Source organism: Allorhizobium pseudoryzae (assembly GCF_011046245.1).
In the GTDB taxonomy this organism is placed as follows: domain Bacteria; phylum Pseudomonadota; class Alphaproteobacteria; order Rhizobiales; family Rhizobiaceae; genus Neorhizobium; species Neorhizobium pseudoryzae.
The window spans coordinates 777,907-802,094 of the sequence record NZ_CP049244.1; the positions used below are offsets into that span (position 1 = coordinate 777,907).

23 protein-coding genes are annotated in these 24,188 nt (G+C 62.6%); 18 read left to right on the forward strand and 5 right to left on the reverse strand.

What is annotated here, in order from left to right; translation table 11 throughout:
• The first annotated feature begins 58 nt into the window (after positions 1–58).
• From G6N78_RS22480 to G6N78_RS22565, 18 genes are all read left to right on the forward strand, one after another.
• Positions 59–772 (forward strand): GntR family transcriptional regulator, encoded by a 714-nt coding sequence (locus G6N78_RS22480; RefSeq protein WP_165224164.1) that lies wholly within the window; start codon positions 59–61, stop codon positions 770–772.
• Complete coding sequence (locus G6N78_RS22485; protein ID WP_165224168.1) at positions 769–1,113, forward strand: TIGR04076 family protein; 345 nt, start codon at positions 769–771, stop codon at positions 1,111–1,113. Before G6N78_RS22480 ends, G6N78_RS22485 begins: the two co-directional genes overlap by 4 nt.
• 4 nt (positions 1,114–1,117) lie before the next feature.
• Positions 1,118–2,164 carry an aldo/keto reductase gene (locus G6N78_RS22490; protein ID WP_165224171.1) on the forward strand — a complete coding sequence of 349 codons (1,047 nt, stop codon included), beginning with the start codon at positions 1,118–1,120 and terminating at the stop codon, positions 2,162–2,164.
• Position 2,165: 1 nt separating this feature from the next.
• Positions 2,166–3,431, forward strand: coding sequence for an ABC transporter substrate-binding protein (locus tag G6N78_RS22495; protein WP_165224174.1), 1,266 nt, complete (start codon positions 2,166–2,168; stop codon positions 3,429–3,431).
• Between the two features lie 608 nt (positions 3,432–4,039).
• Positions 4,040–5,038, forward strand: coding sequence for an ABC transporter ATP-binding protein (locus G6N78_RS22500; protein WP_165224177.1), 999 nt, complete (start codon positions 4,040–4,042; stop codon positions 5,036–5,038).
• The gene (locus G6N78_RS22505; RefSeq protein ID WP_165224180.1) at positions 5,035–6,072 is read left to right on the forward strand and encodes an ABC transporter ATP-binding protein; all 1,038 of its coding nucleotides are present in this window, start codon (positions 5,035–5,037) and stop codon (positions 6,070–6,072) included. Before G6N78_RS22500 ends, G6N78_RS22505 begins: the two co-directional genes overlap by 4 nt.
• Positions 6,069–7,019 (forward strand): ABC transporter permease, encoded by a 951-nt coding sequence (locus tag G6N78_RS22510; protein WP_165224183.1) that lies wholly within the window; start codon positions 6,069–6,071, stop codon positions 7,017–7,019. The genes G6N78_RS22505 and G6N78_RS22510 overlap by 4 nt, the downstream gene beginning before the upstream one ends.
• Positions 7,016–7,891, forward strand: coding sequence for an ABC transporter permease (locus tag G6N78_RS22515; protein WP_165224186.1), 876 nt, complete (start codon positions 7,016–7,018; stop codon positions 7,889–7,891). Before G6N78_RS22510 ends, G6N78_RS22515 begins: the two co-directional genes overlap by 4 nt.
• 4 nt (positions 7,892–7,895) lie before the next feature.
• On the forward strand, positions 7,896–8,675 hold the full coding sequence (locus G6N78_RS22520; protein ID WP_165224189.1) for a glycerophosphodiester phosphodiesterase: 780 nt from the start codon (positions 7,896–7,898) through the stop codon (positions 8,673–8,675).
• 81 nt (positions 8,676–8,756) lie between these two features.
• On the forward strand, positions 8,757–10,331 hold the full coding sequence (locus G6N78_RS22525) for an ABC transporter substrate-binding protein (RefSeq protein WP_165224192.1): 1,575 nt from the start codon (positions 8,757–8,759) through the stop codon (positions 10,329–10,331).
• Positions 10,332–10,341: 10 nt separating this feature from the next.
• On the forward strand, positions 10,342–11,223 hold the full coding sequence (locus tag G6N78_RS22530; RefSeq protein WP_165224195.1) for a metallophosphoesterase family protein: 882 nt from the start codon (positions 10,342–10,344) through the stop codon (positions 11,221–11,223).
• 37 nt (positions 11,224–11,260) lie between these two features.
• Positions 11,261–12,559 (forward strand): alkaline phosphatase family protein, encoded by a 1,299-nt coding sequence (locus tag G6N78_RS22535; protein ID WP_165224198.1) that lies wholly within the window; start codon positions 11,261–11,263, stop codon positions 12,557–12,559.
• Between the two features lie 249 nt (positions 12,560–12,808).
• On the forward strand, positions 12,809–13,837 hold the full coding sequence (locus tag G6N78_RS22540; RefSeq protein ID WP_165224201.1) for a LacI family DNA-binding transcriptional regulator: 1,029 nt from the start codon (positions 12,809–12,811) through the stop codon (positions 13,835–13,837).
• A gap of 29 nt (positions 13,838–13,866) precedes the next feature.
• Positions 13,867–15,132, forward strand: a complete 1,266-nt coding sequence (locus tag G6N78_RS22545; RefSeq protein WP_165224203.1) for an ABC transporter substrate-binding protein — start codon at positions 13,867–13,869, stop codon at positions 15,130–15,132.
• Positions 15,133–15,249: 117 nt separating this feature from the next.
• Entirely contained in the window at positions 15,250–16,092 is an 843-nt protein-coding gene (locus G6N78_RS22550; RefSeq protein ID WP_165224205.1) for a carbohydrate ABC transporter permease, read from the forward strand.
• Positions 16,089–16,919: a carbohydrate ABC transporter permease gene (locus G6N78_RS22555; protein ID WP_165224208.1), complete on the forward strand. Its 831-nt coding sequence runs from the start codon at positions 16,089–16,091 to the stop codon at positions 16,917–16,919. Before G6N78_RS22550 ends, G6N78_RS22555 begins: the two co-directional genes overlap by 4 nt.
• Before the next feature lie 9 nt (positions 16,920–16,928).
• Positions 16,929–17,966 (forward strand): ABC transporter ATP-binding protein, encoded by a 1,038-nt coding sequence (locus G6N78_RS22560; protein WP_165224210.1) that lies wholly within the window; start codon positions 16,929–16,931, stop codon positions 17,964–17,966.
• A gap of 11 nt (positions 17,967–17,977) precedes the next feature.
• Positions 17,978–19,237: an amylo-alpha-1,6-glucosidase gene (locus tag G6N78_RS22565; RefSeq protein ID WP_165224212.1), complete on the forward strand. Its 1,260-nt coding sequence runs from the start codon at positions 17,978–17,980 to the stop codon at positions 19,235–19,237.
• A gap of 157 nt (positions 19,238–19,394) precedes the next feature.
• Here G6N78_RS22565 and G6N78_RS22570 read toward each other — a convergent pair whose 3' ends face one another.
• Genes G6N78_RS22570 through G6N78_RS22590 form a run of 5 tightly spaced genes read right to left on the reverse strand, consistent with a single transcriptional unit; the run spans position 19,395 to position 24,162 of the window.
• Positions 19,395–20,183 carry a putative hydro-lyase gene (locus tag G6N78_RS22570; RefSeq protein WP_165224214.1) on the reverse strand — a complete coding sequence of 263 codons (789 nt, stop codon included), beginning with the start codon at positions 20,181–20,183 and terminating at the stop codon, positions 19,395–19,397.
• On the reverse strand, positions 20,180–21,547 hold the full coding sequence (locus G6N78_RS22575; protein ID WP_165224216.1) for an amidase: 1,368 nt from the start codon (positions 21,545–21,547) through the stop codon (positions 20,180–20,182). The genes G6N78_RS22570 and G6N78_RS22575 overlap by 4 nt, the downstream gene beginning before the upstream one ends.
• A gap of 1 nt (position 21,548) precedes the next feature.
• Positions 21,549–22,235, reverse strand: coding sequence for a DUF2848 domain-containing protein (locus tag G6N78_RS22580; protein WP_165224218.1), 687 nt, complete (start codon positions 22,233–22,235; stop codon positions 21,549–21,551).
• A gap of 32 nt (positions 22,236–22,267) precedes the next feature.
• Positions 22,268–23,551, reverse strand: a complete 1,284-nt coding sequence (locus G6N78_RS22585) for a TRAP transporter large permease (protein WP_165224221.1) — start codon at positions 23,549–23,551, stop codon at positions 22,268–22,270.
• Positions 23,548–24,162, reverse strand: a complete 615-nt coding sequence (locus tag G6N78_RS22590) for a TRAP transporter small permease subunit (RefSeq protein WP_165224224.1) — start codon at positions 24,160–24,162, stop codon at positions 23,548–23,550. Before G6N78_RS22590 ends, G6N78_RS22585 begins: the two co-directional genes overlap by 4 nt.
• Between the last annotated feature and the right edge of the window lie 26 nt (positions 24,163–24,188).

Genomic DNA, 24,188 nt, shown 5'->3' on the forward strand with positions numbered 1-24,188 from the left:
ACTTTAAGCCTAAACGAAAATCAACCGGAAATTTCCACGGTTGGTGAATGAGGCAGGGATGACGGAACCAAGCACCAACAGTGTTGAGGCGCTGACGCCGGTCGGGCGGGAAACGGTTCAGGACCGGGTTTACGCGCAGTTGCGGCAGACGCTGATCAGTGGCGGCTTTGCAGCCGGTGATCCGTTGCGGATCGTGGAGTTGGCCGAACGGCTGCAGACCAGCACCATGCCGGTGCGCGAAGCCTTGGGGCGGCTTGTCTCGGAGCAGGCGCTGGAGGCGATGCCCAACCGGACCGTCCGCGTGCCGCTGATCACCCGCCAGCGGCTGGACGATCTGGAGCGGGCTCGCGTGCTGATCGAGGGACGTCTTGCCGAGATGGCGATACCCAATCTCACGCCGGAGGATATCGAGGTCCTGAAGCAGGTGAACCAGGAATGCGACCAGGCCTTTGAGGAACACGGCCAGGATATCGGGCCGGTCACATCGCAGTTCAACCAGAGTTTCCATTTCCACATCTACCGTGCGGCTGGATCGCATGTGCTGATCCCGATCGTGGAAAGCCTGTGGCTGCAGTCCGGGCCGGTGGTGCGCGCCGCTGCCCAGATCCATGACGAACAGGGCGGTCTTGCCGCCACCGACCATCACTGGGCGATGATCGACGCGATCGAGAAGGGTAATGCGGACGCCGCCAAGCAGGCGCTTGCCAACGATATTGGCCGCTCTTTCGATCTGGTCCGCGCGCGTCTGTCGGCTGGCGAGGAGGCGGCATGAGCCAGGACGACAGCTTCGAGCTCTTCGACCTGCATGTCGAGGTGGTGGTTCCGGAAGACGGCCCGGTCTATTGCGGGGCAAAGCCCGGCGACTATTTCGAACTGAAGGGCGAGATGTTGCATCTGCCGCCGGGGCAGGGCATCTCGATTTATTCGCTCGCTTCCGTTTTGCCCCTGCTTGCCGCTAAGCAGCGCCCCACGCACCCGCATGACTGGATGACGACGGACGCGGATATTGCCTGTCCGGATCCCAACTGCGCCACGCGCCTGCGCATTCGCCGCACCGGGCTTCGCCGCTTCAGCCATGCCGAAACCACAGCCGTTCCCCTGAAAGAAGACTGATCCCATGCAACGCATCACCCTCGCGCCCGGCTATGAAATCTCCCGCGTCATCCGCGGCGGCTGGCAGTTGGCCGGCGGGCACGGCGCCGTCGATCCGGCAGCCGCCATCGATGATATGGTGGCCTTCGCCGATGCCGGCATCACCACCTTCGACTGTGCGGACATCTATACCGGCGTCGAGGAGCTGATCGGCCAGTTCCGACTGCGCTACCGCGATCTGCGCGGCGCCGACGCGTTGAGCCGGATTCGCGTGCATACCAAGTTCGTGCCGGATCTCACGGTGCTGCCGACCATCAGCAAAGCCTATGTCGAAAGCGTCATCGACACCTCGCTGAAGCGCCTGAACCTCGAACGGCTCGACCTCGTGCAGTTCCACTGGTGGGCCTATGACATCGATGGCTGGCTCAAGACGGCGGGATGGCTGAAGGAGTTGCAAGCCGCCGGCAAGATCAACAAGGTGAGCGGCACCAATTTCGACAGCGACCATGTGGAAGCGCTTGTCGGCGCCGGTATTCCGCTTGCATCGCTGCAACTGCAATATTCGTTGCTCGACCGCCGGCCGGAAAAACGCATGGTGGCGCTCTCCGCCCGAAACAACTTCGCGCTGTTCTGTTACGGAACGGTGGCTGGCGGCTTCCTCAGCGACAAATGGCTGGGCGTCGCCGAGCCCGAACATCCGCTCGAAAACCGCTCGCTCACCAAATACAAGCTGATCATCGATGACATCGGCGGCTGGGATCTCTTTCAGGCGATGCTTGCCACCCTGCGGCGCATCGCCGACCGGCACCAGACCGATATCGCCACCATTGCCAGTGCCGCCATGCTGCGGCGCCCGGGCGTTGCGGCGGTCATCGTCGGGGCGCGCAACCGCGATCATCTCGCATCGAACCTTGCCATCGCCGACATCACGTTGTCGGCCGGGGATCTCTCCGACATCGAGGCCGTAATGGCCGAGGCGAAGGAGCTGGAGGGTGACGTCTACACGCTCGAACGCGACCGCAACGGACGTCACGGGAGCATCATGAAATACAATCTCAACAAAGGGGAATGACATGAAAAAACTGGTTCTCGCATCCACCATGCTGGCTGGGCTTGCCATCTCGGCCCTTCCGGCTCTCTCCGCCGATTGCGACATCACGGTCGGCGTCGTCATGGAACTCACCGGCCCTGCCGGTGAATATGGCAAGGCGGGTGCAAAATCCGTCGAAATGGCCTTCAAGGATTTCAACGATGCCGGCGGCGTCGGCGGCTGCAAGTTGGTGATGGACACCCGTGACAGCCAGAGCCAGGGCACGGTGGCCGTCGATCAGGCAACCCAGCTCGTCAACATCAAGAAGGTGCCGGTCATCATCGGCGGCATCATCTCGTCTGTATCGATCCCGATCCTGAGCTCGGTCACGGCCGCAGCCGGCGTGGTGCAGGTCTCGCCCGCCTCGTCCTCGCCGACGCTGACGGCGCTTGGCCGTGACGGCAAGACGAACGGCGTCTTCTTCCGCACCATCACGTCGGATGCGCTGCAGGGAACGGCGGCGGCGCAATACGCGCTCGACCAGGGTCTGAAGAAGATCGCCATCATTCACGTCAACAACGATTTCGGCGTGAACCTGGTGAAGGAATTCACCGCCGCCTATGCCAAACTCGGCGGCACGATCACCTCGACGACGCCCTACAACGAAAAGCAGGCGAGCTACTCTTCGGAAGCGAGTGCCGCGATGAAGGGCGATCCGGACGCGCTCTATCTCGTCAGCACGCCCGTGGATGGCGCAACGATCGCGCGCGCGTGGCTCTCCGGCGGCGGTGCGGCGAAGTTCCTGCTGAATGATGGCATGAACTCAAAGGACTTCATCGAAAGCGTCGGCGCCCAGTACCTGAACGATGCCTATGGCACGTCGTCCGGCACCCGTCCGACGAAATCGACGGAATATTTCAACGGCGCCTACGAGAAGTTCTCGGGCGGCATTTCGCCGTCCGCACCGGCGGCCGACCGCTCCTACGATGCCGGTGCCATCGTGGCACTCGCCATCGCCAAGGCCGGCAAGGCCGACAAGGCCGCGATCAAGGCCGCGATCCCCGAAGTGGTGGCCCCCGGCGGCGAACCGATCTACGCCGGCAAGGCGGAGTTCGAAAAGGCGCTGAAGCTGATCAAGGACGGAAAGCCGATCAAGTATGAAGGCGTCATCGGCCCGGTCTCCTTCGACAAGTATGGAGACATCACCGGTCCGTTCCGCCTGTGGAAAATCACGGACGGTCAGGTGACGACGATCGGCCAGATGGAAGCGGATACGGTGTCCAAGCTGAAAGCATCGCTCGCGCCCTGAGTGCCAGCACGCATGATTTGGCGCCTTGCCGGAATGAGACGGCAGGGCGCCATTTTGGTGTACCATCTCTTGGCGGCTGGCCGTCTTCTGAAGACGAAGCGTCCGGAGGGCCATCCACCGCAGGGATCGCGTTCATTTCAGCGCGACTGTCGTATCCAACGACGAAGGTGCCCCTCGACGTCCTCCGAAGGACCGGCCGACCGAAAGGTGCCACGGAAGCGTCATAAATCCTTAAAAATAAATTCATTCGAATGATATCGCGATGTCATAGACCGGGCCCAACCTCGGCCCCATGGAAAACGACCTCTCTCAAAACGATCTCACCCAGGGCTGCTTAAGCAGAAGCCATCCCCGGCGCGCGGGACCAAGGTCCGCCATCTGTCTGGCGGGGGCCCCTATCGTCAGCTGTTCCCGCACAAGACGGACGTCGTCAACGGTTCGGAACGCTGACCAGCGCGTGCTGCTCCCTGAGCTGAGCCGCAGGGGCGGGCCGCATGTCGTCCTCGGTCACGCGTTGCGTGGCATCCATGGGCTGTCATCCAATACCGTCATCAAGAACTGCCGGCCGACCAGGTCCGCACCAGTGAGAACGCTGGAGGCTGCGGTCAATGAGTAACTATGTGACACTGGACGATCTGACCGTCGCCTTCAATGGGGTGACCGTTCTCCATGCCGTGAACCTTGCCATCGGTCGCGGCGAAACGCTTGGCCTGGTCGGGGAATCCGGCTCAGGCAAATCGGTGACTTGGCTTGCAGCCCTCGGCCTGCTGCCGGCAACGGCGAAAGTCACCGGCCGTGCCACGCTCGATGGCCAGAACCTCGTCGGCATGGCCCCCTCTGCACTGCGGCGGATCCGCGGCGGGCGCATCGCCATGATCTTCCAGGATCCTGCCAGCGCCTTGAACCCGATGTTGACCATCGGCAGCCAGATCGGCGAAGCCCTCCTGCTGCATCGCGGGATGACCGGTCGCTCGGCGAAGACAGAGGCGCGTCGCCTGCTGGATCTCGTCGGCATTCCGGATGCCGGGCGGCGACTTTCTTCCTATCCGCACGAGCTGTCGGGCGGCCAGAACCAGCGCGTCATGATCGCCATGGCGCTGGCCGGCGAGCCGGATCTTCTGATTGCCGACGAGCCGACCACCGCGCTTGACGTGACAATCCAGGCGCAGATCCTCGATCTGCTGGCCCTCGTGCAGCGGGAATCCGGCACCGGCCTCGTGCTGATCAGTCATGACCTCGGCGTCGTTGCCCAGACCTGCGATCGCGTCGCAGTGATGTATGCCGGACGCATTGTCGAAGAGGCGAGTGCTCGACAGCTCTTCGACAGTCCGGCCCATCCCTACAGCCGAGGTCTGATCGACAGCCTGCCGCGCCTTGACGGCCCGCGCCGCCGGCTGGTGTCCATCGCAGGTCAGGTCCCGGATCCTCGCGCGCTTCCACAGGGCTGTTCCTTCGCACCCCGATGCAGCCGTGCGATTGCCGCCTGTGCAACCTCTGTGCCGACGCTGTCCGGCATGGGTGGTGGTCGAAATCTCGCCTGCTTCAACGCCCTCCATCTCGACCGTGCCGATCAGGACGGCGCTCTGATGGAGCCCGTCCTGTCATGACCACTCCTCTTCTGGAAGCCAGATCGATTGCCAAGGTCTACGACATGCACCGTGGCCTGTTTGCCAAGGCCACCGGCATCAGGGCTGTCGATGACGTCTCGCTGAGGCTCGAGCGGGGCGACACCCTCGGCATCGTCGGCGAAAGCGGTTCCGGCAAGTCGACGACCGGGCGCGTCGTCCTCGGGCTGGAGCCGGCGAGCAGCGGCGAGGTCCTCTTCGAAGGCAAGACCATGGCGCCGTCCGCAAGCCCGGATTGGCGGCGGCTTAGGATGCGGATGCAGATGATCTATCAAGACCCGCTCGGCGCACTGGACCGCCGACTACCGGTCGCGGCCCAGGTGCGCGAACCGCTCGACATCCATGGCCTCGGGACGATCGCGGAGCGCGATGCGCGCGTCAGCGAATTGCTGCAGGCCGTCGGTCTCTCCGCCGGCGTGACGAAACGCTTTCCGCACGAACTGTCCGGTGGCCAGCGTCAGCGGGTGGTTCTCGCCCGCGCACTGGTATCGAAGCCGGATCTTCTGGTCTGCGACGAGCCCGTCTCCGCGCTCGACGTGTCGATCCAGGCGCAGGTGGTCAATCTGCTGAGCGACCTGCAGGCCGAACTTGGCCTGACCATGGTGTTCATCAGCCATGACCTGCGGGTGGTCCGCCAGATCAGCCGCCGCATCGCCGTCATGTATCTGGGTCGGATCGTCGAGGAGGGTGACGCTGACGATCTCTTCGTGCGGCCGGAACATCCCTATACCCGCGCGCTGGTGTCCGCCGCACCGATCCCCGGTCGTCGCATGGCCGACCGGGACATGCTGCAGGGCGAGCCGCCGAACCCGGCACAGCGGCCATCCGGCTGTTCGTTTCATCCACGCTGCCCCTTGGCCATCGCTCGGTGCCGCACGGATGTCCCGTCTCTTCTTTCGCTCGGAGGCAACCGGCTGGTCGCCTGCCATGTCGCTGCCGGATCATCGCCTGCCCGGTCTGGCGCATCCGCCAGCGGCACCGCACCCGCCCATGCCGTGGAAGGCCTATCCCCATGACATTCCAGAGCCTCGTTGCCATCCTTTACCGGATACTGCGTTCGGTGATCACGTTGCTCCTGTGCGTATCACTGGTCTTCATTGTCCTGCGCACTGCTGGCGACCCGGTCGATCAGCTGCTGCCGGCCGAGACGCCTCCATCGGTCATGGAGGAGTACCGGGTGGCATGGGGGCTGGATCAGCCGCTTTACGTGCAGTATTTCGCCTTCCTCGGCAGGGCTGTTCGCGGCGATCTGGGCGTTTCCTTCACCAATGACCTGCCCGTGGTCAACGTCATTGCTGAGACACTGCCGCGGACCCTGCTGCTTGGCCTGTCGGCCCTGCTTCTGGCCTCCATCCTCGGGCTCACCTTCGGCATCATCGGAGCCGTGCGGCGTGGCGGTGCGATCGACCGCGGGGTCATGGCCTTTGCCGTTCTCGGCTATTCCATGCCGATCTTCTTCCTCGGCATCATGATGATCCTGCTTTTTGCCTTGCAACTGCGAATCCTGCCGTCCTCCGGCGCAAAGACCTGGATGCATCTGATCATGCCGACGGTCACGCTCGCGCTGCCGCTGGCCGGGCGCATCGCCCGCTTTGCACGAACGGCGACGCTGGAAGTGATGGGCAAGCAGTTCATCCGCACGGCACATGCCAAGGGCGCGGGAGAGACCAGGGTGATCCTGCGCCACGCGCTACCCAATGCCATGGTGCCGCTCTTGATGTTCTACGGCATCGAAATCGGTCTCGTGCTGTCAGGAGCCGTGGTCACCGAAACCATTTTTGCCTGGCCGGGTCTTGGCCGGCTGCTGGTGTCGTCTGTCTACATGCGTGACCTGCCGGTGGTTCAGGGTGTCATCCTGACGGTCACCCTCATCATCGTCATGTCCAACCTGCTGGTCGATATCCTCCACGCGGTGATCGACCCCAAGGTCAGCCTTGCCCGCACGCTTGGAGGTGCAAAATGACCGCCATCGACAGCAGTTCGTTTTCCCCGCGCCGTTTGTTCGGCGGCTTGCCGATCTCGATCGCCCTCAGCCTGGCATGGCTCGTTCTCGTGGTCGTCGTCGCGATCTGTGCCGATCTCGTGGCACCTGCCCACTACACGACGCAGGATCTCCTCGCCCGGTTCCGGCCGCCGGTGTTCATGGGAGGCTCCTGGGACCATAGTCTCGGCACCGATCATCTGGGGCGCGATGTCCTCAGCCGCATCATCTATGCGCTGCGGACCTCGATCCTCATCGCCGTCCTGGGCACCCTCATCGGCGCGGTCGGCGGCACCCTCATGGGACTGGCCGCCGGTCGCCTGCGCGGTCTTGCGGATCTCTTCGTGATGATGCTCGCCGATATTCAGACCGCGATGCCGTCGCTTTTCATCGCGATCGCCTTTCTCGCCTTCTTCGGCAACAGCATCCCTCTGTTCATCGTGCTCGTCAGCCTGGAGGGCTGGGAGCGCTACGCCCGCCTTGCGCGCGGTCAGGTGATCTCGGAGCAATCGGCCGACTACGTGAAAGCGGTTGAAGCGCTCGGTGCCGGACCCGGTCGCGTCGTCTTCCGCCATCTGCTGCCCAATATCGCCGCCGCTCTCGTCGTGCAGGCGACGCTCAACTTCCCCGGCACGATCCTGCTCGAAACCTCGCTGTCCTTCCTGGGGCTCGGCATCCAGCCGCCTGGTACTTCGCTGGGACTGATGCTGGGCGAGGGCCGCAACTACCTGCTGAACGCCTGGTGGATCGCCGTTTTGCCGGGGATCGTAATCTTCCTGACGACGCTGGCCATGAGCCTCTTTGGAGACTGGCTCCGCGACCGGCTCGACCCGACGGTCGAGAAGGAAGGATGACGCGATGACTTACGCTTCCATTTGGACGAGACCAAGACGTGCGGGCGAGCCGGCCTTTATCGGCGGCCATCGCGGCGCAAGCGCGGAGGCTGGCGAGAATTCGAGGGACGCCTTCGAACAGGCCATCGCTGCCGGCGCCGATTTCATCGAATTCGACTGGCGACTGACCCGCGATGGCATCCCGGTCGTCTTCCATGACGACACGCTCATCCGACTGCATGGCGATGCAAGAGCAATCCGCGAGATCGACCACGATGATCTTCACCGTATTCATCCCGGCCTGCTGACGGTCCCCGAGGCTTCAGAGATTGTCGGCGGGCGCATTTCCATCCTGCTGGATACGAAGATCACCGAACCGGAGGCGCTGCGGGCCGGACTGGAGCTGATCGCACCACATCTCGGCGATGATGCGCCGGTCGCCTTCGGTACCCGCTCGCTTGCCGCGAGCGAGGTGGTTCGGCAGCACCTGCCGGACAGTCCGATCCTCGGCCTGTTTCGAGACTATGGCGACTATCCGGATCTGTCCGCCATGGGCGGTGCTTGGGCCCGGCTTTGGGAAAAAGATGCGTCGGCGGCCGCAGTCGAGCGGCTGCAGTCCATCGGTCTCAAGGTGATCGTCATGGCCGGCACCCCAACCCATGACGGCGTCGGGGTCATCTCGAACGAGGCGATGGCGGACGTTCTCGCCGCGCAACCCGATGCCGTGATGCTGAACGATGTCCGAGCGGGCCTCGCCGTGCGCGACATGCGGCAATCCCGCCAACTGAATTCCCCGGGAGGCTGAAGAGAGGCCTTCCCGCAACAAGGCCGCGGCCACGAAGCCCGGCCATGCCCAATCCCGTCGTCTCAACCAACGGAGCCCATGATGCCCAACATCAACCGTCGCCTGCTGCTGCAGGGTGCCGCCCTGACGCCTTTCATCTTTGATTTCGTGCCATCGGCCTTTGCCGCGGCCGGCGCAACCCGTCCGGATTTCACCGTTGCCGTCGCCGCGCTGCCGGCGACGCTGGAGCCGGCCCGCGAACTCTCCAACGTCGGCACGCGCGTCACCTATTCCATCTTCGACACTCTGATCCGGCGCGACTTTCTTGCCACGCCGGATGGCGGCGGCTCGGCTCTGAAGCCGCATCTGGCAACCTCCTGGGAGCGTGTCAGCCCCTCCGAACTGATCGTCCATCTGCGCCAGGGCGTCAAATTCCACAATGGCGACGAGCTGACCGCGGAGGATGTCGCCTATACCTTCCGTGATGGCCGCCTGCGTGGAGAAAAGGCCCAGATCCCGAGCGGCAAGCCCTATTTCGGCGTCCTGAAGGATGTCATTGCCATCGATCGCTATACCGTCCGCTTCACCACCAAGGTTGACGATGTTCTTCTCGAGCAGCGTCTCGCCTCCTGGTGTGCCTGGATCGTCAACAAGCGCGCCTATGAGGAGATGGGCTTCGACGCCTATTCGCGCGCGCCGGTCGCAACCGGTCCTTACAAGGTCGTCTCGCACAGCCAGAACGATGCGACGGCGCTCGAAGCTTTCGATGACTACTTCCTCGGCAAGCCGACTGCCAGGAAGGTGACCTTCCGCGCCGTGCCGGAACTGGCTGCCCGTGTCGCGGGTCTGGTCTCCGGCGAATTCGATCTGATCACGAATGTTCCCCCGGACCAGGTTGGGATCATCGGCGGTTATGACGATATCGAAGTCCGATCGGTCGTGCTTGCCAATGTGCATGTCCTGGTGTTCGACAATCACGACAAGGTTCTCGCCGACAAGCGCGTGCGCCAGGCGCTCGCCAATGCCATCGACCGCCAGAAACTCGTCGATACGCTCTGGCTCGGCAAGGCAGAGGTGCCCGGCAGCCACAACTATCCGGAATATGGCCAGATGTTCGTGGAAGGCCGCAAGCTGCCTTACGACCCGCAGAAAGCCAAGGCCCTGCTTGCCGAGGCTGGCTACAAGGGCGAAAAGATTGTCTACAGGACGCAGGCCTCCTACTATACCAATGCGCTTGAAGCCGCACAGGTTCTGGTCGAAATGTGGAAGGCCGTCGGCATCAATGCCGAGCTGCAGGTGGTCGAGACCTCCGACCAGATGCGAAGCGAAGGTGCCCAGATCTACAACTGGTCGAACTCGACGCGTCTGCCAGATCCGCTCGGCGCGCTCTGGGTCGCCTGGGGTCCGGGTGGTGAGATCCAGGCGAAGGATGTGTGGTCCATCGACTCCCGCAAGGCCTTCAACGATTATGGCAAGGCGCTGGAAGCCGAAACCGATCCGGCCAAGCGCAAGGCCCTGTTTGTGAAGATGCTGGACACCTGGGAAGACGAAGCCCCCGGCACGATCCTCTACCAGCCCTTCGAAGCCTACGCGATCAAGAAGTCGATCCAGTGGCGTCCGACCACCTTCTATTTCATGGACCTTCGCCCCGACAACCTGCGCTTCCCGCAGGCTTGAGGAGACATTAATGGCCAAGAGGCTGACCATCGTTCAGGTATCCGATACGCATCTGTCGCGTAGCCATGCCTGGTTCACGGCCAACTGGCCTGTCTTCGTTGCGGAAATGCACGCCCTGTCGCCCGATTTCATCGTCAATTCGGGCGACATCTCGTTCAACGGGCCGGAGCGGCCCGATGATCTCGCCTTTGCGGTTGCCTGCCACCGGGAGCTTCCTTCTCCGTGGCGGGCCATTGCCGGCAATCACGACGTCGGCGAAGCGTCCATCGCCTCACGCCTCAACCAACCCGTCAATGACATGCGCCTTGAGGCCTGGCGGACGCATGTGGGTCCCTCCTGGTGGGTCGAGGATCTGGAAAAGGGTGACCTTCGTCTTCGGCTGGTCGGGCTGGACAGCGCCTTGATGGGCAGCGGCCACGAACAGGAAGCCGTACAGGCCGCCTTTTTCGAGACCGCGCTTGCAGAACGCGACTGTCGCACGACCATGGTCTTTACGCACATGCCGCCGTTCGGCAAGGATCCCGACGATGCGGCGATCACGACCCATTGCATCCTGCTGGAGCCGCGCCGCTGGCTGCTTGACCGGTGCCTTGCCCATGGTGTGACGGTGCTGGCCTCGGGGCACATTCACAGGCACACCCAGTGCGACCATCAAGGCCTTCGCATCGTTACAGCGCCCGCCACGTCCTTCGTCAACATGCCGGCTAATCCGCCGGCCGATATCAGTCCCATGCGTACCGGCTATCTGGTCTGGCATCTCGATGCGGACGGTCTTCGTCATCAGGTGGTGCGACCGCGCCTTTTCCTCAGCATCGACGCGAGCAATTGGACCGAAGAAGCCAAAACCACGACTTCGCTGCCGGAGCGACCCTTACCGGCCAATTTCGGCTGATCTCCAAAATTACACACACTCCGATCAAGGACATCCCATGGCCCATAGAATTGCAGTCACAGTTATGTGCGATGGCAATCGCCCGGACTTCGTCACTGACGAAACGACACCCGTGATGGCATCGCTCAAGCGCGCCGGCACCTGGTTTGCCAATCAGCGCGGGATCTTTCCGTCCGCCACGCGGGCGTCCTCCGCGTCCATCGCCACGGGATGCCATTCGCTGTCCCATGGCCTTCGCGGCAATTGCATGGGCCTGCCGATCGACGGCGGCTTCGAATTCCATGATGCCGGCAAACCCGAATTTTTTGAAACCTATCGTCGTCATTATGGCCGCATGCTGGCCCGTCCGGCCGTGTCGGAGCGGGTCTCGGGTCTCTATGGTTCGATCATCGCCAGCAATGCCTCGCCAGGTGCTGCCTTCTTCCATGACAGCTACAGCCATGCCCATATGTATCACCGCGAACTCTGCTACGCGCCAGGTCGTATCCCGACGGGAGAAACTCTGACGACCGCAGCCGGGCACGAGGGCGATGCGATCGTTACGCGTCGCTTCATCGAGGCTCTGTTGGAGCGCCGCCCCTCCGCCGCGACACTCTGGCTGTCTGAACCCGACAAGTCCATGCATGCCGCGCCGCTGGGCTCCGAGGTTCACCTCGCAGCGCTTGCCGGCGCCGACCGGCTGGTCGGTCAGGTGGCGGAGGCGGTGGAGCGACTGCGCGACGAGGGTCATGAGGTGCTGTTCATCATTGGCTCCGACCATGGCCACGAATCCGTCACCGAGGCCATTCCGGTCGAACGCCGTTTGTTCGAAGCCGGTTTCAAATCGTCGCTTGAGGGGCCTGAAATCGTCGTTGCACCCCAGGGCTGCGCCGCCTTCATCCATTTCGGCGGCGAGGCTTCGAGCCGCCGCCGTGAGGCAGCCGATTGGCTGCGCCAGCAGCCCTGGGTGGACAATGTGTTCATGGGTGAAGATCTCGCGGCGCTCGGCCAGATCCCGGGCGACGATCTGATTGCCATCGACATGGCAAAAACCGAAGGCGCCAACATCAACGGCGTTCCGGGACTGTCCGCCATGGCCGTGCGCTTCGACGAGGAGATCGGCGAGATCCGCCGCGACTGCGGCATGCATGGCGGTCGCGGAGCCTATGAGACCAACCCCGTGCTCATGATGATCGGCGACGGCTTCGAGGCCGGACGGCTCGTCGCGACGCAAAGCTCCATCACCGACATCGCCCCCAGCATCCTGCACCATCTCGGCCTTCCGGCAACGGAGATGGACGGCAGCGCGCTGCAGAATGTTCGGCAGGACGTCACTTCCATGATCGCAACTCGCTGATCGTCCTGCCGGGAGCGGGGCAAAAGGCGTCGTGTGATTGAGGAGGGCCAGAGACAGCGGCCCTCCGAACACGATCTCTGCCGGCTGCCCGGTGGCCACGAGGTCGAGACTGTCTGAACAGAGGGTGCTGCAACGCCTGTGCCGCGCCGTGGCCCCACTCGTCCGCGCACTTGTTTGCGCAAACGTTTGCTCAACACGAATCTTTGTGTTACCGTTCCTTCACTGACGTGCGGAAACGGGAGGCTTTGCATGGCTGCGGCGACAATCAAGGACATTGCGAAGGCGCTTGGCCTGTCTGTGTCCACCGTGTCCCGCGCCTTGAGCGGCTCGGGGCGCATTCCGGAAGCAACCTGTGCGCGCGTGCGGGAGGCTGCGGAGAGCCTGGGTTACATGCCGAACCGCGCGGCGCAGATCCTCGTCGGCAAGCGCAACAGTGGCTTTGCCGGCCTCGTTCTGACGGATCCGGGCTATGGTCGCGAAGACAGCTATCTCGGCAGTTACATTTCCGGCTTGGGCAAGGGGCTGTCCGAAAGCGGCATAGACCTTTTTCTCTCGGCGGTGGCTGAAGGGCAGTCCGAGCTTTCGGTCATCCGCAACATTGTTGAAACGCGCCGTGCCGATGGTCTTATCCTCGGCCGAACCTCCGAGGTGGATCCGCGCGTTGCCTATCTTCTATCGGTGGGGTTTCCGTTCGTCACCCATGGCCGGGTGATGGATGACGACCTTGCCCATGATTGGATCGATACGGATGGCGCAACGGCGTTCGGCGAAGCCTTCGATCTGCTTTACGCCCTCGGCCACCGATCCTTTGCGCTGCTGACGATCGAGGAGCCGATGACGTTCCGTCTGCACCGGACCGACGGGTTGCTGGCGGCGATCGAGCGGTGCAACGATCCTGCCGTCTCGCTGACCATTGCGACGTCTCCCCGCTATGACAGCGGACGTCGCCAGGTGGTCATCCGCGAGCTTCTGTCCGGCCCTCAGCGGCCCACGGCGATCATCGCCCTCTTTGATGGCCTGGCGCTCGCTGTTCTGCAGGAGGCCGAGCAGTTGGGTCTTCAGGTGCCGCACGATCTCAGCGTGATCGGCTTCGATAACATCGGCTCCGCCGCACTTTCCCGGCCGGGACTGACGACCTTCGACAGCGATACCTTCGAGGCAGCCCGGCACTCCGCGCAGATGCTGGTCGCGCGCATAGCCGATCCCGATGCTCCGCCCATGACGCGATTGATCCGCCCGAAGCTGATCCTTCGCGACAGTCATGGACCGGCACGATGACGATTTCGTTTTAACAAGGGAGGAAGAGCATGAAAAATCAAACGAAACTGCTAAGTGGTCTCGCCGCTGCAATGATTGCCCTCATGGCAGGGCCTGCACTTGCCGAACCACTGTTCTGGTCGACGCAGGCTAAACCCGTCGAGGAAAGCCAGAAAATGCGCGCCGACGTCCTGTCGAAATTTTCCGGCGGTGTCGATTATCAGGCCTCCGACGAAGGGCCCTGGCGCACCCGTATCGATGCCGAACTAAAGGCCGGCAAGGGCACGATCACGGTACTCGGGGGACTGCATGGGGAGCTGTCGGGTCTCGAAAACAATCTGGTCGATCTGTCCGCCATTGATCATGTGTCGATCGGGGATGGCCTGATGCAGCTCGGCAAGCTCGGCACGTCCGAGCAGAAATACATACCCTGGATGCAGGCGACCTACCTGATGGCCGCCGACAAGAAGGCGCTGCAGTACCTGCCGCAGGGCGCCGATCTCAACAGCCTGACCTATGATCAGCTGATAGCCTGGGCCAAGGCCACAGCAGAGGCAACCGGCGGACCGAAGTTCGGCTTTCCGGCCGGGCCGAAAGGTCTGAAGCACAGGTTTTTCCAGGGGTTCCTGCTGCCGTCCTACACGCATTCGATGGTCAGCAACTTCCGGTCGGCTGAAGCGGAAACGGCGTGGAACAAGTTCAAGGAATTGTGGCAGTACACGAACCCCGCCTCGACCAACTACTCCTTCATGCAGGAACCGCTTCTGACAGGCGAAGTGCTCATTGCCTTCGATCACGTCGCCCGGCTTGCCGATGCCTTCAACAAGCGCCCGGATGACTTTGTGGCATTCCCTGCGCCTGCGGGTCCCAAGGGTCGGGCCTTCATGTCTGTCATCGCCGGGGTCGCCATCCCCAAGACAGCGCCGGACATGGAACAAGCAAAGGCTCTGGTCAGCTATATGCTGAAACCCGAGACACAGGTGGCAACCCTGCGCGCCACCAACTTCTTCCCGGTTGTGAAGACGGATCTGCCGGCCGACCTGCCACCGTCCGTGAAGGTGTCCGGTCCCGCCATCACTGCCATGACGGAAGCGAAGGACGCTCTGCCGACGCTGCTTCCCATGGGGCTTGGCGATAAGGGTGGCCAGTTCAATCAGGTGTATGTCGACACCTTCGAGCGGATCATTCTTGCGGGACAGGACGTCAAGCAGGTCCTGAACGATCAGGCCGAGGTCCTCCGTTCCCTGATGAAGGACACGAAGGCCCCCTGCTGGGCGCCTGATGCCGCCTCGGATGGTCCTTGCCCGGTCAACTGACCGGACGGTTCGCCACCGGTTCATTCACCCGGTCTCTTGCCGGGTGAATGAATGGAAACGCGAACGGACTTCCGTTCGCCCGCTTGAACGACGCCCGCCGGTCTGAAAGGTCCAGCCATGTCCCGCATGCTGCCCTACATGCTCTTGCTGCCTGCAACAGCATTCCTCTGCCTGTTCTTTCTCTACCCGTTCTCACTCGTCGCCATCGACAGCGTGACGCGTGATGGCGTCTATAGCCTGGAGAACTTCCAGCGCATGGCCGGGCATTGGAAGTTCGGGTCCGCCTTCTGGAATACGATGCTGCTGGCAGCCGCGGTCGTTCCCGTTCAGCTTGTGCTGGCGCTCACCATGGCAAGCATCGTCAGCAAACTTCAGACCGGACGTTCGACGATCCTTTACATTTTCGCCATTCCGCTTGGCATCTCAGACCTCGCGGCGGGCCTGATCTGGCTGTCGATCTTCGAGCAGTCCGGCTTCCTGAACAGCTTTCTCGTGGGTCTTGGAATTCTGGACAAGCCGATGCTCCTGCTCGGCTACCAGACCCACTGGATCATCTTCCTCGCCATCGTGCTGGCAGAGGTGTGGCGCGCCACCGCGATCATGATGGTCATCCTGGTCGCCGGCATGGGCCTCATCCCGAAGGAATATGGTGAGGCGGCGCAAGTGTTCGGCGCAACCCGCTGGCAACGTTTCTACAAAGTCACGCTTCCCATGCTGAAGCCCAGCCTGCAGACGGCCCTCATTCTGCGCGTCATTCTGGCGTTCGAGGTCTTTGCCGTCGTCGTTGCGCTGGGGGGCACGCAGGTTCCGGTGCTGATGTCGGAAACCTACCAATGGCAATTCGCCCTTCAGGATCGTGGCGTCGCCGCAGCATTGGCCATGGTCATCCTCGGCGTCTCGGTGGCTTTCACCCTTTTGATCCTGCGTTTGCTTCACGTTCCCAAGGAGGCACGTCCATGACCCAATCCGCCGTCGACCCCAAGATCCGGCGCTCGGGCAGGTGGGTGTTTGTCACCGGTGTCGCTCTCCTGGTCATCTGGGTCCTGCTGCCGATCTGGCTGCTTTTCGTCAATGCCTTGTCGACGCCCGAAGAAGTCGCCGCCTTTCCGAAATCACTGTGGCCTTCTTTCGATCTCGCGTCGCTCAGCTTCTTTTTCGGCTTCTCCGGTGTGGCGGATGCGCTGCTGAACTCCGTGCTCGTTGCCTGCGCCACGATGATCCTGTCGATCGGCATTGGCGCTCCGGCCGGTTATGCGATGTCTCGTTTCGACTTCGCGGGAAAGGAACTGTTTCGTTTCCTCGTCGTCATGACGCGCGCCTTTCCGCTGCCGCTGCTTGCCCTGCCTCTGGCGGTGATGTTCATCCGCACGGGGCTCGACGACACGATCCTCGGTCTTGCCCTGGTGCACACGACGCTGGCGCTGCCGTTTGCGGTCCTCATCACCTTTTCCCTGTTTTCCGGAATTCCGCTTGAACTGGAGGAAGCCGCCTGGACGCTCGGCTGTACACGGCTTCAGGCCTTCATCAAGGTGATCCTGCCGCTCGCAGCGCCCGGCATTGCCGCAAGCGCCGTCTTTGCCTTCGTCATCAGCTGGAATGAAGTGTTCGCGGCGGCGGTTCTGACCATCGAGAACCGCACCCTGACAGCCTTCCTGCTGCAGTCGCTCGACGTGTCACCCCTGCCGCTCAAGTTCGCCGGCGGCGCGGCGCTCGTCATGCCTGCACTCATCTTCATATTCGCCGTTCGCAAATACCTGTTTGCGATGTGGGGCATCGCAAACCGATAGGGAGAACCCATGGCTATCATCGAAATCAAGGATGTCGCCAAGAGCTTTGGCAGCTTCAAGGCCCTGCATTCCGTGGATCTCACCATCTCCGATCAGGAGTTCATGGTGCTGCTGGGCGCATCCGGCTGTGGCAAGACGACATTGCTGCGCATCATTGCGGGGCTCGAGACGCCTTCCACCGGCGAGGTGTGGATCGGCGGTCGGCGGGTGGATCACTTGCCGCCGCGCGAGCGGGGCATCGCGATGGTGTTCCAGAACTATGCGGTTTTCCCGCATCTTACAGTGTTCGAGAACATCGCCTTCGGGCTGAGAATGAAGAAGCTTCCGCAGGCAGATGTTCAGCGGCGCGTGAACCGCTGCGCGGAACTGATGCACATCGAGCAATTGCTGCAGCGCTATTCCGGCCAGTTGTCGGGCGGTCAGCGTCAGCGTGTGGCCGTCGCGCGTGCGCTTGCCATGGAACCGGATGTGATCCTGATGGACGAACCGCTCTCCAATCTGGATGCGCTGCTGAGGCTCGAAATGCGCGCCGAGCTGAAGGGTGTGCTGGCCGAAAGCAAGACGACGACGATCTATGTGACGCACGATCAGGTCGAAGCGATGAGTCTTGCCGATCGCATCAGCGTGATGAACGGCGGCATGATCGTGCAGGCTGCAAAGCCGGTCGAGGTCTATCGCAATCCGGCCGCGCGCTTCGTCGGCAGCTTTATCGGCAATCCGCCGATGAACTTCCTTCCGGCCAGACCGGCAGGCGAGGGGCAGTGGCAGGTCGCAGGGCAGACCCTGCCCGGTCCGCGGGTGAAGGCTGCCGAATTTGCGGTGAGACCCGAAGACGTTCAGCCCGCCAGTTCCGGGTTCGCCTTGGAGGTGCGCGTTGTTGAGCCGCTCGGCCCCCATACTCTGGTGACCGGAACGCTGGAGGGTCATTCCTTCCGCGCCGTTCTTGACAGCAACCTCGTTCCGCGCCCGGGCGATACGCTTCATCTTGCTCCGGTTCCGGATCGCATTCGGTGGTTCGACCCCGAAACCCAGACAGCCCTCATCTGAAAGTTCATCCCATGAGCACTCTTGCCGACACTGCCATCGAGATCCTGCGTGAAAACGATCGCGGCACCTATACGGTGCCGACCAAAGGGCTCTATCCGTTTCAATGGAATTGGGATTCCTGCCTCACGGCCCTCGGCCAGCATCATTTCGACGAAGATCGCGCCTGGCGGGAAATCGAAACGCTGTTTGACAATCAGTGGCCCTGCGGCATGGTTCCGCACATCGTGTTTCATCAGATGGATGATGGCTATTTCCCCGGTCCGCAGGTCTGGGCGACCGGTCGCCCGGTGCCGACCTCCGGCATCACCCAACCTCCCGTGGCCGGCTTTTCGCTGAAGCGGCTGTTCGACCGCGCCAAAGATACGGCCCTCGCGGAGGCGCGCGTGAAAGCCCTTCTGCCGAAGGTCGCGAAATGGCATCGCTGGTTTTACGAAACGCGTGATCCGCGCGGGGAGGGGCTTGTTGCCATCATTCATCCCTGGGAGGCGGGGCGAGACAATTCCATCGACTGGGATGAACCGTTTGAGAGGGTGCCGACCGAGGGCATCACGCCCTATGTTCGTCGCGACACCCAGCATGCCAACCCGGCGCATCGCCCGACCATGGAACAGTATGACCGTTACCTCTGGCTGGTCGAACATTTCCGCGGACTGGGCTGGGACACGTCGAAACTGCATGATGCCTCCCCTTTCCAGGTTGTCGATCCCGGCTTCAACGCCATCCTCATCCGCAGTTGCGCTGATCTGGCCGATCTGGCGGATCACCTGGGAGAGGCGGAGCTGGCGCGGGAGAACCGGCAATTCGCCGAGAAGGGCATTGCCGCCATGGAAACGCTGTGGTCCGAGCCCCACGGGCAATACTTGTGCCGTGATCGGACGCGGGGCACATTGGTGGACAGCGCTTCGGTCGGCGGATTGCTGGCCGCTTTCTGCGCCATTCCTACCGATCGGGCCGCTGCGATCGCGCGAACCATCGACAATCACGGCACGCGGTTTCGCGTTGCCAGCCATCCGCCGCAGGATAGCCGTTTCGACGCGAAGCGTTACTGGCGGGGACCGGTCTGGCTGGTGATCAATTACATGATCGCCGATGGCTTGAGACGTGCAGGAGAAGTGGATGCCGCGGCCAAGATCACGGCCTCTAGCCTGGACCTGATCCGGGAAAGCGGCTTTGCGGAATATTATGACCCGATGACGGGGGAGCCCCTGGGCGGCGGACGCTTCACCTGGACGGCAGCCATGGTGCTCGAATTCCTCTCCATGGAGCAGTGATCTGCCGATCCTGGCGGTCAATGCTCATTAAAAAACCCCCCACCCCTGCGGTGGGAGGCTTTGCACCTTACGCGAACCTGTGTGTACGGCACGCGTGCTGCACATGACAGCGACTGCTTCGCGCACGGAAGCAGCGCGATCGGGTGACGGACCCGCCTCAGAGGGAAAGATCGGCGTTCGCCAGGTCCGTCACGAGCATGTAACCGGGAGCGTGGGTGATCGAAAATGGGGGGGCGGCTCGGGCGATGGCTGCCTGGGGGGTGACACCGCAGGCCCAGAAAACCGGAATTTCATCGGCCTCGATGCGGACAGCATCGCCATAGTCGGGAGCCGAGATATCCTTGATGCCGATGTCCGACGGATCGCCGATATGAACCGGTGCGCCATGAACAGAGGGAAAACGGCTGGTGATCTGTATCGCCTTGATCGCATCCTGCGGCTTCATCGGGCGCATGGAAACGACGAGCGGGCCCGAAAAGACGCCGGCCGGCACCGTTTCGATCGATGTCCTGTACATCGGCACATTCGTCCCGTCCTCGATGTGACGGACGGGGATGTTCGAGGCAAGAAGCGCCTCCTCGAACGAAAACGAACATCCGATCGCAAAACTTACGAGATCGTCGCGCCAGATGTCCCGGATATCGTGCGGTTCGGCGACGAGCTTGCCGTTTTCCCAGACGCGGTAGCGCGGAACGTCGGTGCGGATGTCCAGATCGTGGCCAAGCGTTTCGATCATCGGCACGCCAACGTCCGACACGCCGATCAGCGGACAGGGTTTCGGGTTGCGCTGGCAGAACAGCAGGAAATCATAGGCGATCTCGCGCGGCAAGATTGCCAGATTGGCCTGTACGAAGCCGGGAGCCTGATTGGCGGTCGGGCTGGAGAGCGCACGCGTGCGCACCTTCTGCCGGACCTGATGGGCAGCGGAGCCTGCAGCAAAGGTCATTGTTCGGTCGTCCTCACAGTGAGGGCTTGTTCAATGGCGAGACCGACCGACAGGATTTTCGCATCCGTCATCGGGCCGCCGGCGATCATCAGGCCGACAGGAGCGGAGCCGGCCTCATGACACGGCACGGAGAGCGCGCATCCATCGAGGAAGTTGATCATCGTCGGATTGCGGAGCATCAGACCGTTGGTCGCGAAAAAGACCTGATCATCGGCGTCCAACTCGGCGGCTGCGGGTGCGATCATCGGTACGGTCGGCATCAGGACGGCATCGAACCCGACAAGTTTGTCATTCACGCCCTTCTGCCAGGCGGTGCGTGCCTGCAGCACATCAAGATAATCCGCAGCGCTGATATCCCGGCCGCGCAGGATGCGTCCACGCACCCGCTGGTCATAGGTATCGCCCCGGCTTTCCAGCAGACTGCGGTGCCAATGCCATGCCTCGGCGGCGATCAATCCGCCCTTCGAGTTGATGGCCGCAAGCTGAGCAAATTCCGGTACATCGATCTCGATTATCTGTGCGCCCTCCTGCGAGAGGAGGCTGAGGCTCGCGGCAAAGGTGGCCGAAACATGATCGTCCATGTCGTTGAGGACAACGGTCTGTGGCACCGCGAGCCTCAGGCCAGCCAAAGGCATGGCCCGGATGCCGCGGTCCGTTTCGCCGGAAATGATGCCGTCGATCACGGCGCAGCAGGCAACACTTGCCGCAATCGGCCCGATGGAATCGAGCGAGGTCGAAAGCGGCAGAACGGCGTCGCGGCTGACGCGACGGGCGGTCGGTTTGAAGCCGGTCAGCCCACAGAGCGCGGCCGGAATGCGGATCGAGCCGCCGGTATCGGTGCCGATGGCCGCAACCGCCATGCCGTCCGTCACCGAGACGGCGGCGCCGGAGGACGAGCCGCCCGGAATGCGGCCGGTTACCCGATCGTAAGCGTTGAGCGGCGTGCCGTAGTGCGGGTTGAGGCCGAGACCGGAAAAGGCGAATTCGCTCATGTTGGTCGTGCCGGTAATGACCGCGCCGGCACGGGCAAGTGCCTGCACGACGGGCGCATCCGCGGCTGCCGGTGCTGCATCCCGGTTGGCGATGCTGCCCGCCGTCGTCACTTCGCCGGCAAGGTCGAAGAGATCCTTGACGGAGATGGCAACACCTTCCAGCGGCGACCGCACCTGGCCGACGCTGCGCATCAAGTCGGAGGCATCCGCCATGGCGCGTGCGCGCGCATGATTGCGACGGATAAAGGTTTTCGCACCCTGGCCGGCCGGATCGCTGATCGCCGAAAGGGCGGCGTCGACGAGAGCACGGCTTGTTGCCTCTCCTGAGCCAAGCGATGCAGATACGTCAGCAAGCGTCTTGTAGCGCGCCATCTCAACGGACCTCGGGCAGGGTTTCGATCGTGTAGCTGTGGCGGATACGGCGGTTCAACACCGGATCGGACAGCTCCATCGTGAAGCGGCCGGAGGGACGAATGCCGCCGATGGCGCCAACCGTACCGCAGATCATGCCGGTCTTCTCCGGAAGAGAGGCTTCGCCGCCGGTCAGGCCGAGGATCAGGTCCTGGGGCGTGCGCAGGCTGGACAGCGGACCTTCCTGATAGAGCGTCTCGGCGCCGTTCTCGTCGATCCAGGAGCGCATGATCAGCTGATCCCAGTGATCGGCGACTTCGGCAAAAGGCCATGCGGTGCTGGCGATCGGCTTGGCGCAGATCTGCTTTGACAGGGCAACACTATGGGATTCGAGCTTGCGGTCCGTATGATCGGAGGCAAGCGAAACGTAGAGCGCTTCCCCGGAGCGGAAGATAAACGTTTCCACCTCGCCGGAGCTTTCGGTGCCGACCGACTGGATGACGTCCGCCTGAACGGCGGTGTTGTCGGACACGCGGTAAAAGAGCGGCACGGCGCTTGGGCGCGGAACGCCGATCGCGGCCAGTTCTTCGATATGATGATCGATCGCCGCCCGGTCACGGCCGGCCCAGCCCGCAACGACGAGTTGGTCGATCTCGACGGCGAGTTCAGAGCGGGAGGATACGGATTCGATCGTGAAATGCAGTTTCATGGGATATTCCGGATTCTGTGTCTGGCGAAGGATTAGTTGGCGAGGCGCGGAAGATAGAGGGCGATCGAGGGGAAGATCGACAACAGCACGATCAAGAGAGCCATGGCGCCGACGAAAGGCAGCGACCCGATGATCACCGGCGTCATCGAGCCGCTCTTCCTGAGGCTGTGGACGACGAAGAGGTTCAGGCCGACAGGCGGCGTAATGAGAGCGGCCTCGACCAACACGATGATCAGGATACCCGTCCAGATCGGATCGAAGCCAAGCGCCATCATGATCGGAGCGACGATCGGGATCGTGGTGATCATCATCGACAGCGATTCCATGAAGCAGCCGAGAATGAGGTAGAAGATGACCACGACCAGGATCATGGCGACGGGTGATAGGCCAAGTCCCGAGATCGAACTGGTGATCACATCGGTGATGCCGGTGGCCGACATGACGAAATTGAGAAAACCGGACGCGATGATGATCAGAAGGATCATCGCCGACGATTTCATCGTGCCTTCGATCGATTCCGCCAGCATGGTGAAGGTCAGGCGACCGAAGCAGGCGGCGAGCACCATGGCGCCACTCACACCCAGTGCCGCGGCTTCCGTCGGTGTTGCGAGACCGGCGTAGATCGATCCGACGACCAGGAGGAAGATGCTGAGCGGCGGCGCGAGGTGGATCAGGCTGGCGAAGCGCTTGCGCCAGGTGCCGTTGACCCTTTCGCCGCGCCAGGCGGGCACCAGCATGCAGCCGCCGATGATCGTCGCCATGAACAGCGCCGTCAGCAGCAGGCCGGGGATGATGCCGGCGAGATAGAGTTTCGGCACCGAGGTGTTGGTCAGCACGCCGTAGAGGACCATGTTGATCGACGGCGGGATGAGGATGCCCAGCGTGCCGCCGGCGGCAAGGCTGCCGAGGAAGAGCGGCTCGTTGTAGCCGTGTTTCTTGATCTGCGGGATGGCGACCGTGCCGACGGTCGCGGCGGTTGCGACGCTGGAGCCGGAAGTCGCGGCAAACAGCGCGGACGCGCCGATATTGGCATGCATCAGCCCGCCCGGAAGCCACGAAAGCCAGAGGCTCATGGCGCTGTACATGCGCTCGGCAAAGCCGGCGCGCAGCAGGATTTCTCCCAGCAGAATGAACAGGGGAATGGCAACGAGCAGGAACTCGTTGTTGGTGCTCCAGGCCAACTCGCCGATGGCGCGGGTGAGCGGCAGCATGGAATAAGCCGGGTCGAGCACGAGGCCGAGAACACCGAGAGCCGCTGCGACAGGGATGGACAGGCCGATCAGAACCAGAAGGAGGATGAGTGTGGTGGCGATCATGTCCGTTCTCCTTCGATCAGACGCTCGCCGGCCGCAGCTTCCTCTTCGGCCTCCTCCTTCGTGGAGCGAACGCCGGTGATGGCCTTGACGGTCTCGATGTCACCGGTGACCAGTGCGACGGAGGCGCGGATCAGCATCATTGCGAGGATTAGACACATGAAGACCAGACCGGCGAACCACAGGCCCTGGGGAATGGCGAGCGGTGTGCCGAGCGGCGTATTGGCCTGTGAATTGTTGCTGATCGATTCCGCCACGACGCCGTAACCGTAATAGGTGACGAAGCCGATGAAGACGCCGAGACAGACCAGAGACAGCCAGTCCAGCACTGCGGAAATGCGAACCGGCAGATATTGATAGATGACATCGACGCGGACATTCGCACGCTGCAACGTCGCATAGGCGAGCGACCATGTGGTGCTGATCGCGAAGGCATAACCAGACAGCTCATCGGATCCTCCCACGGTCCATCCGATGAACTTGCGCAGCAGGACATCGACGGTGATCAGGAGAACGCTGGCGATCGTCAACGTGCCGCTGGCGAGGACCGCGATACGGGTCATCTTTTCGGCATAGCCAAACAAGGATGTTAAGAGCGGGTTGGGGCCTGTCATGAGCGTTCGTCCGGCTGGTTGGAAGG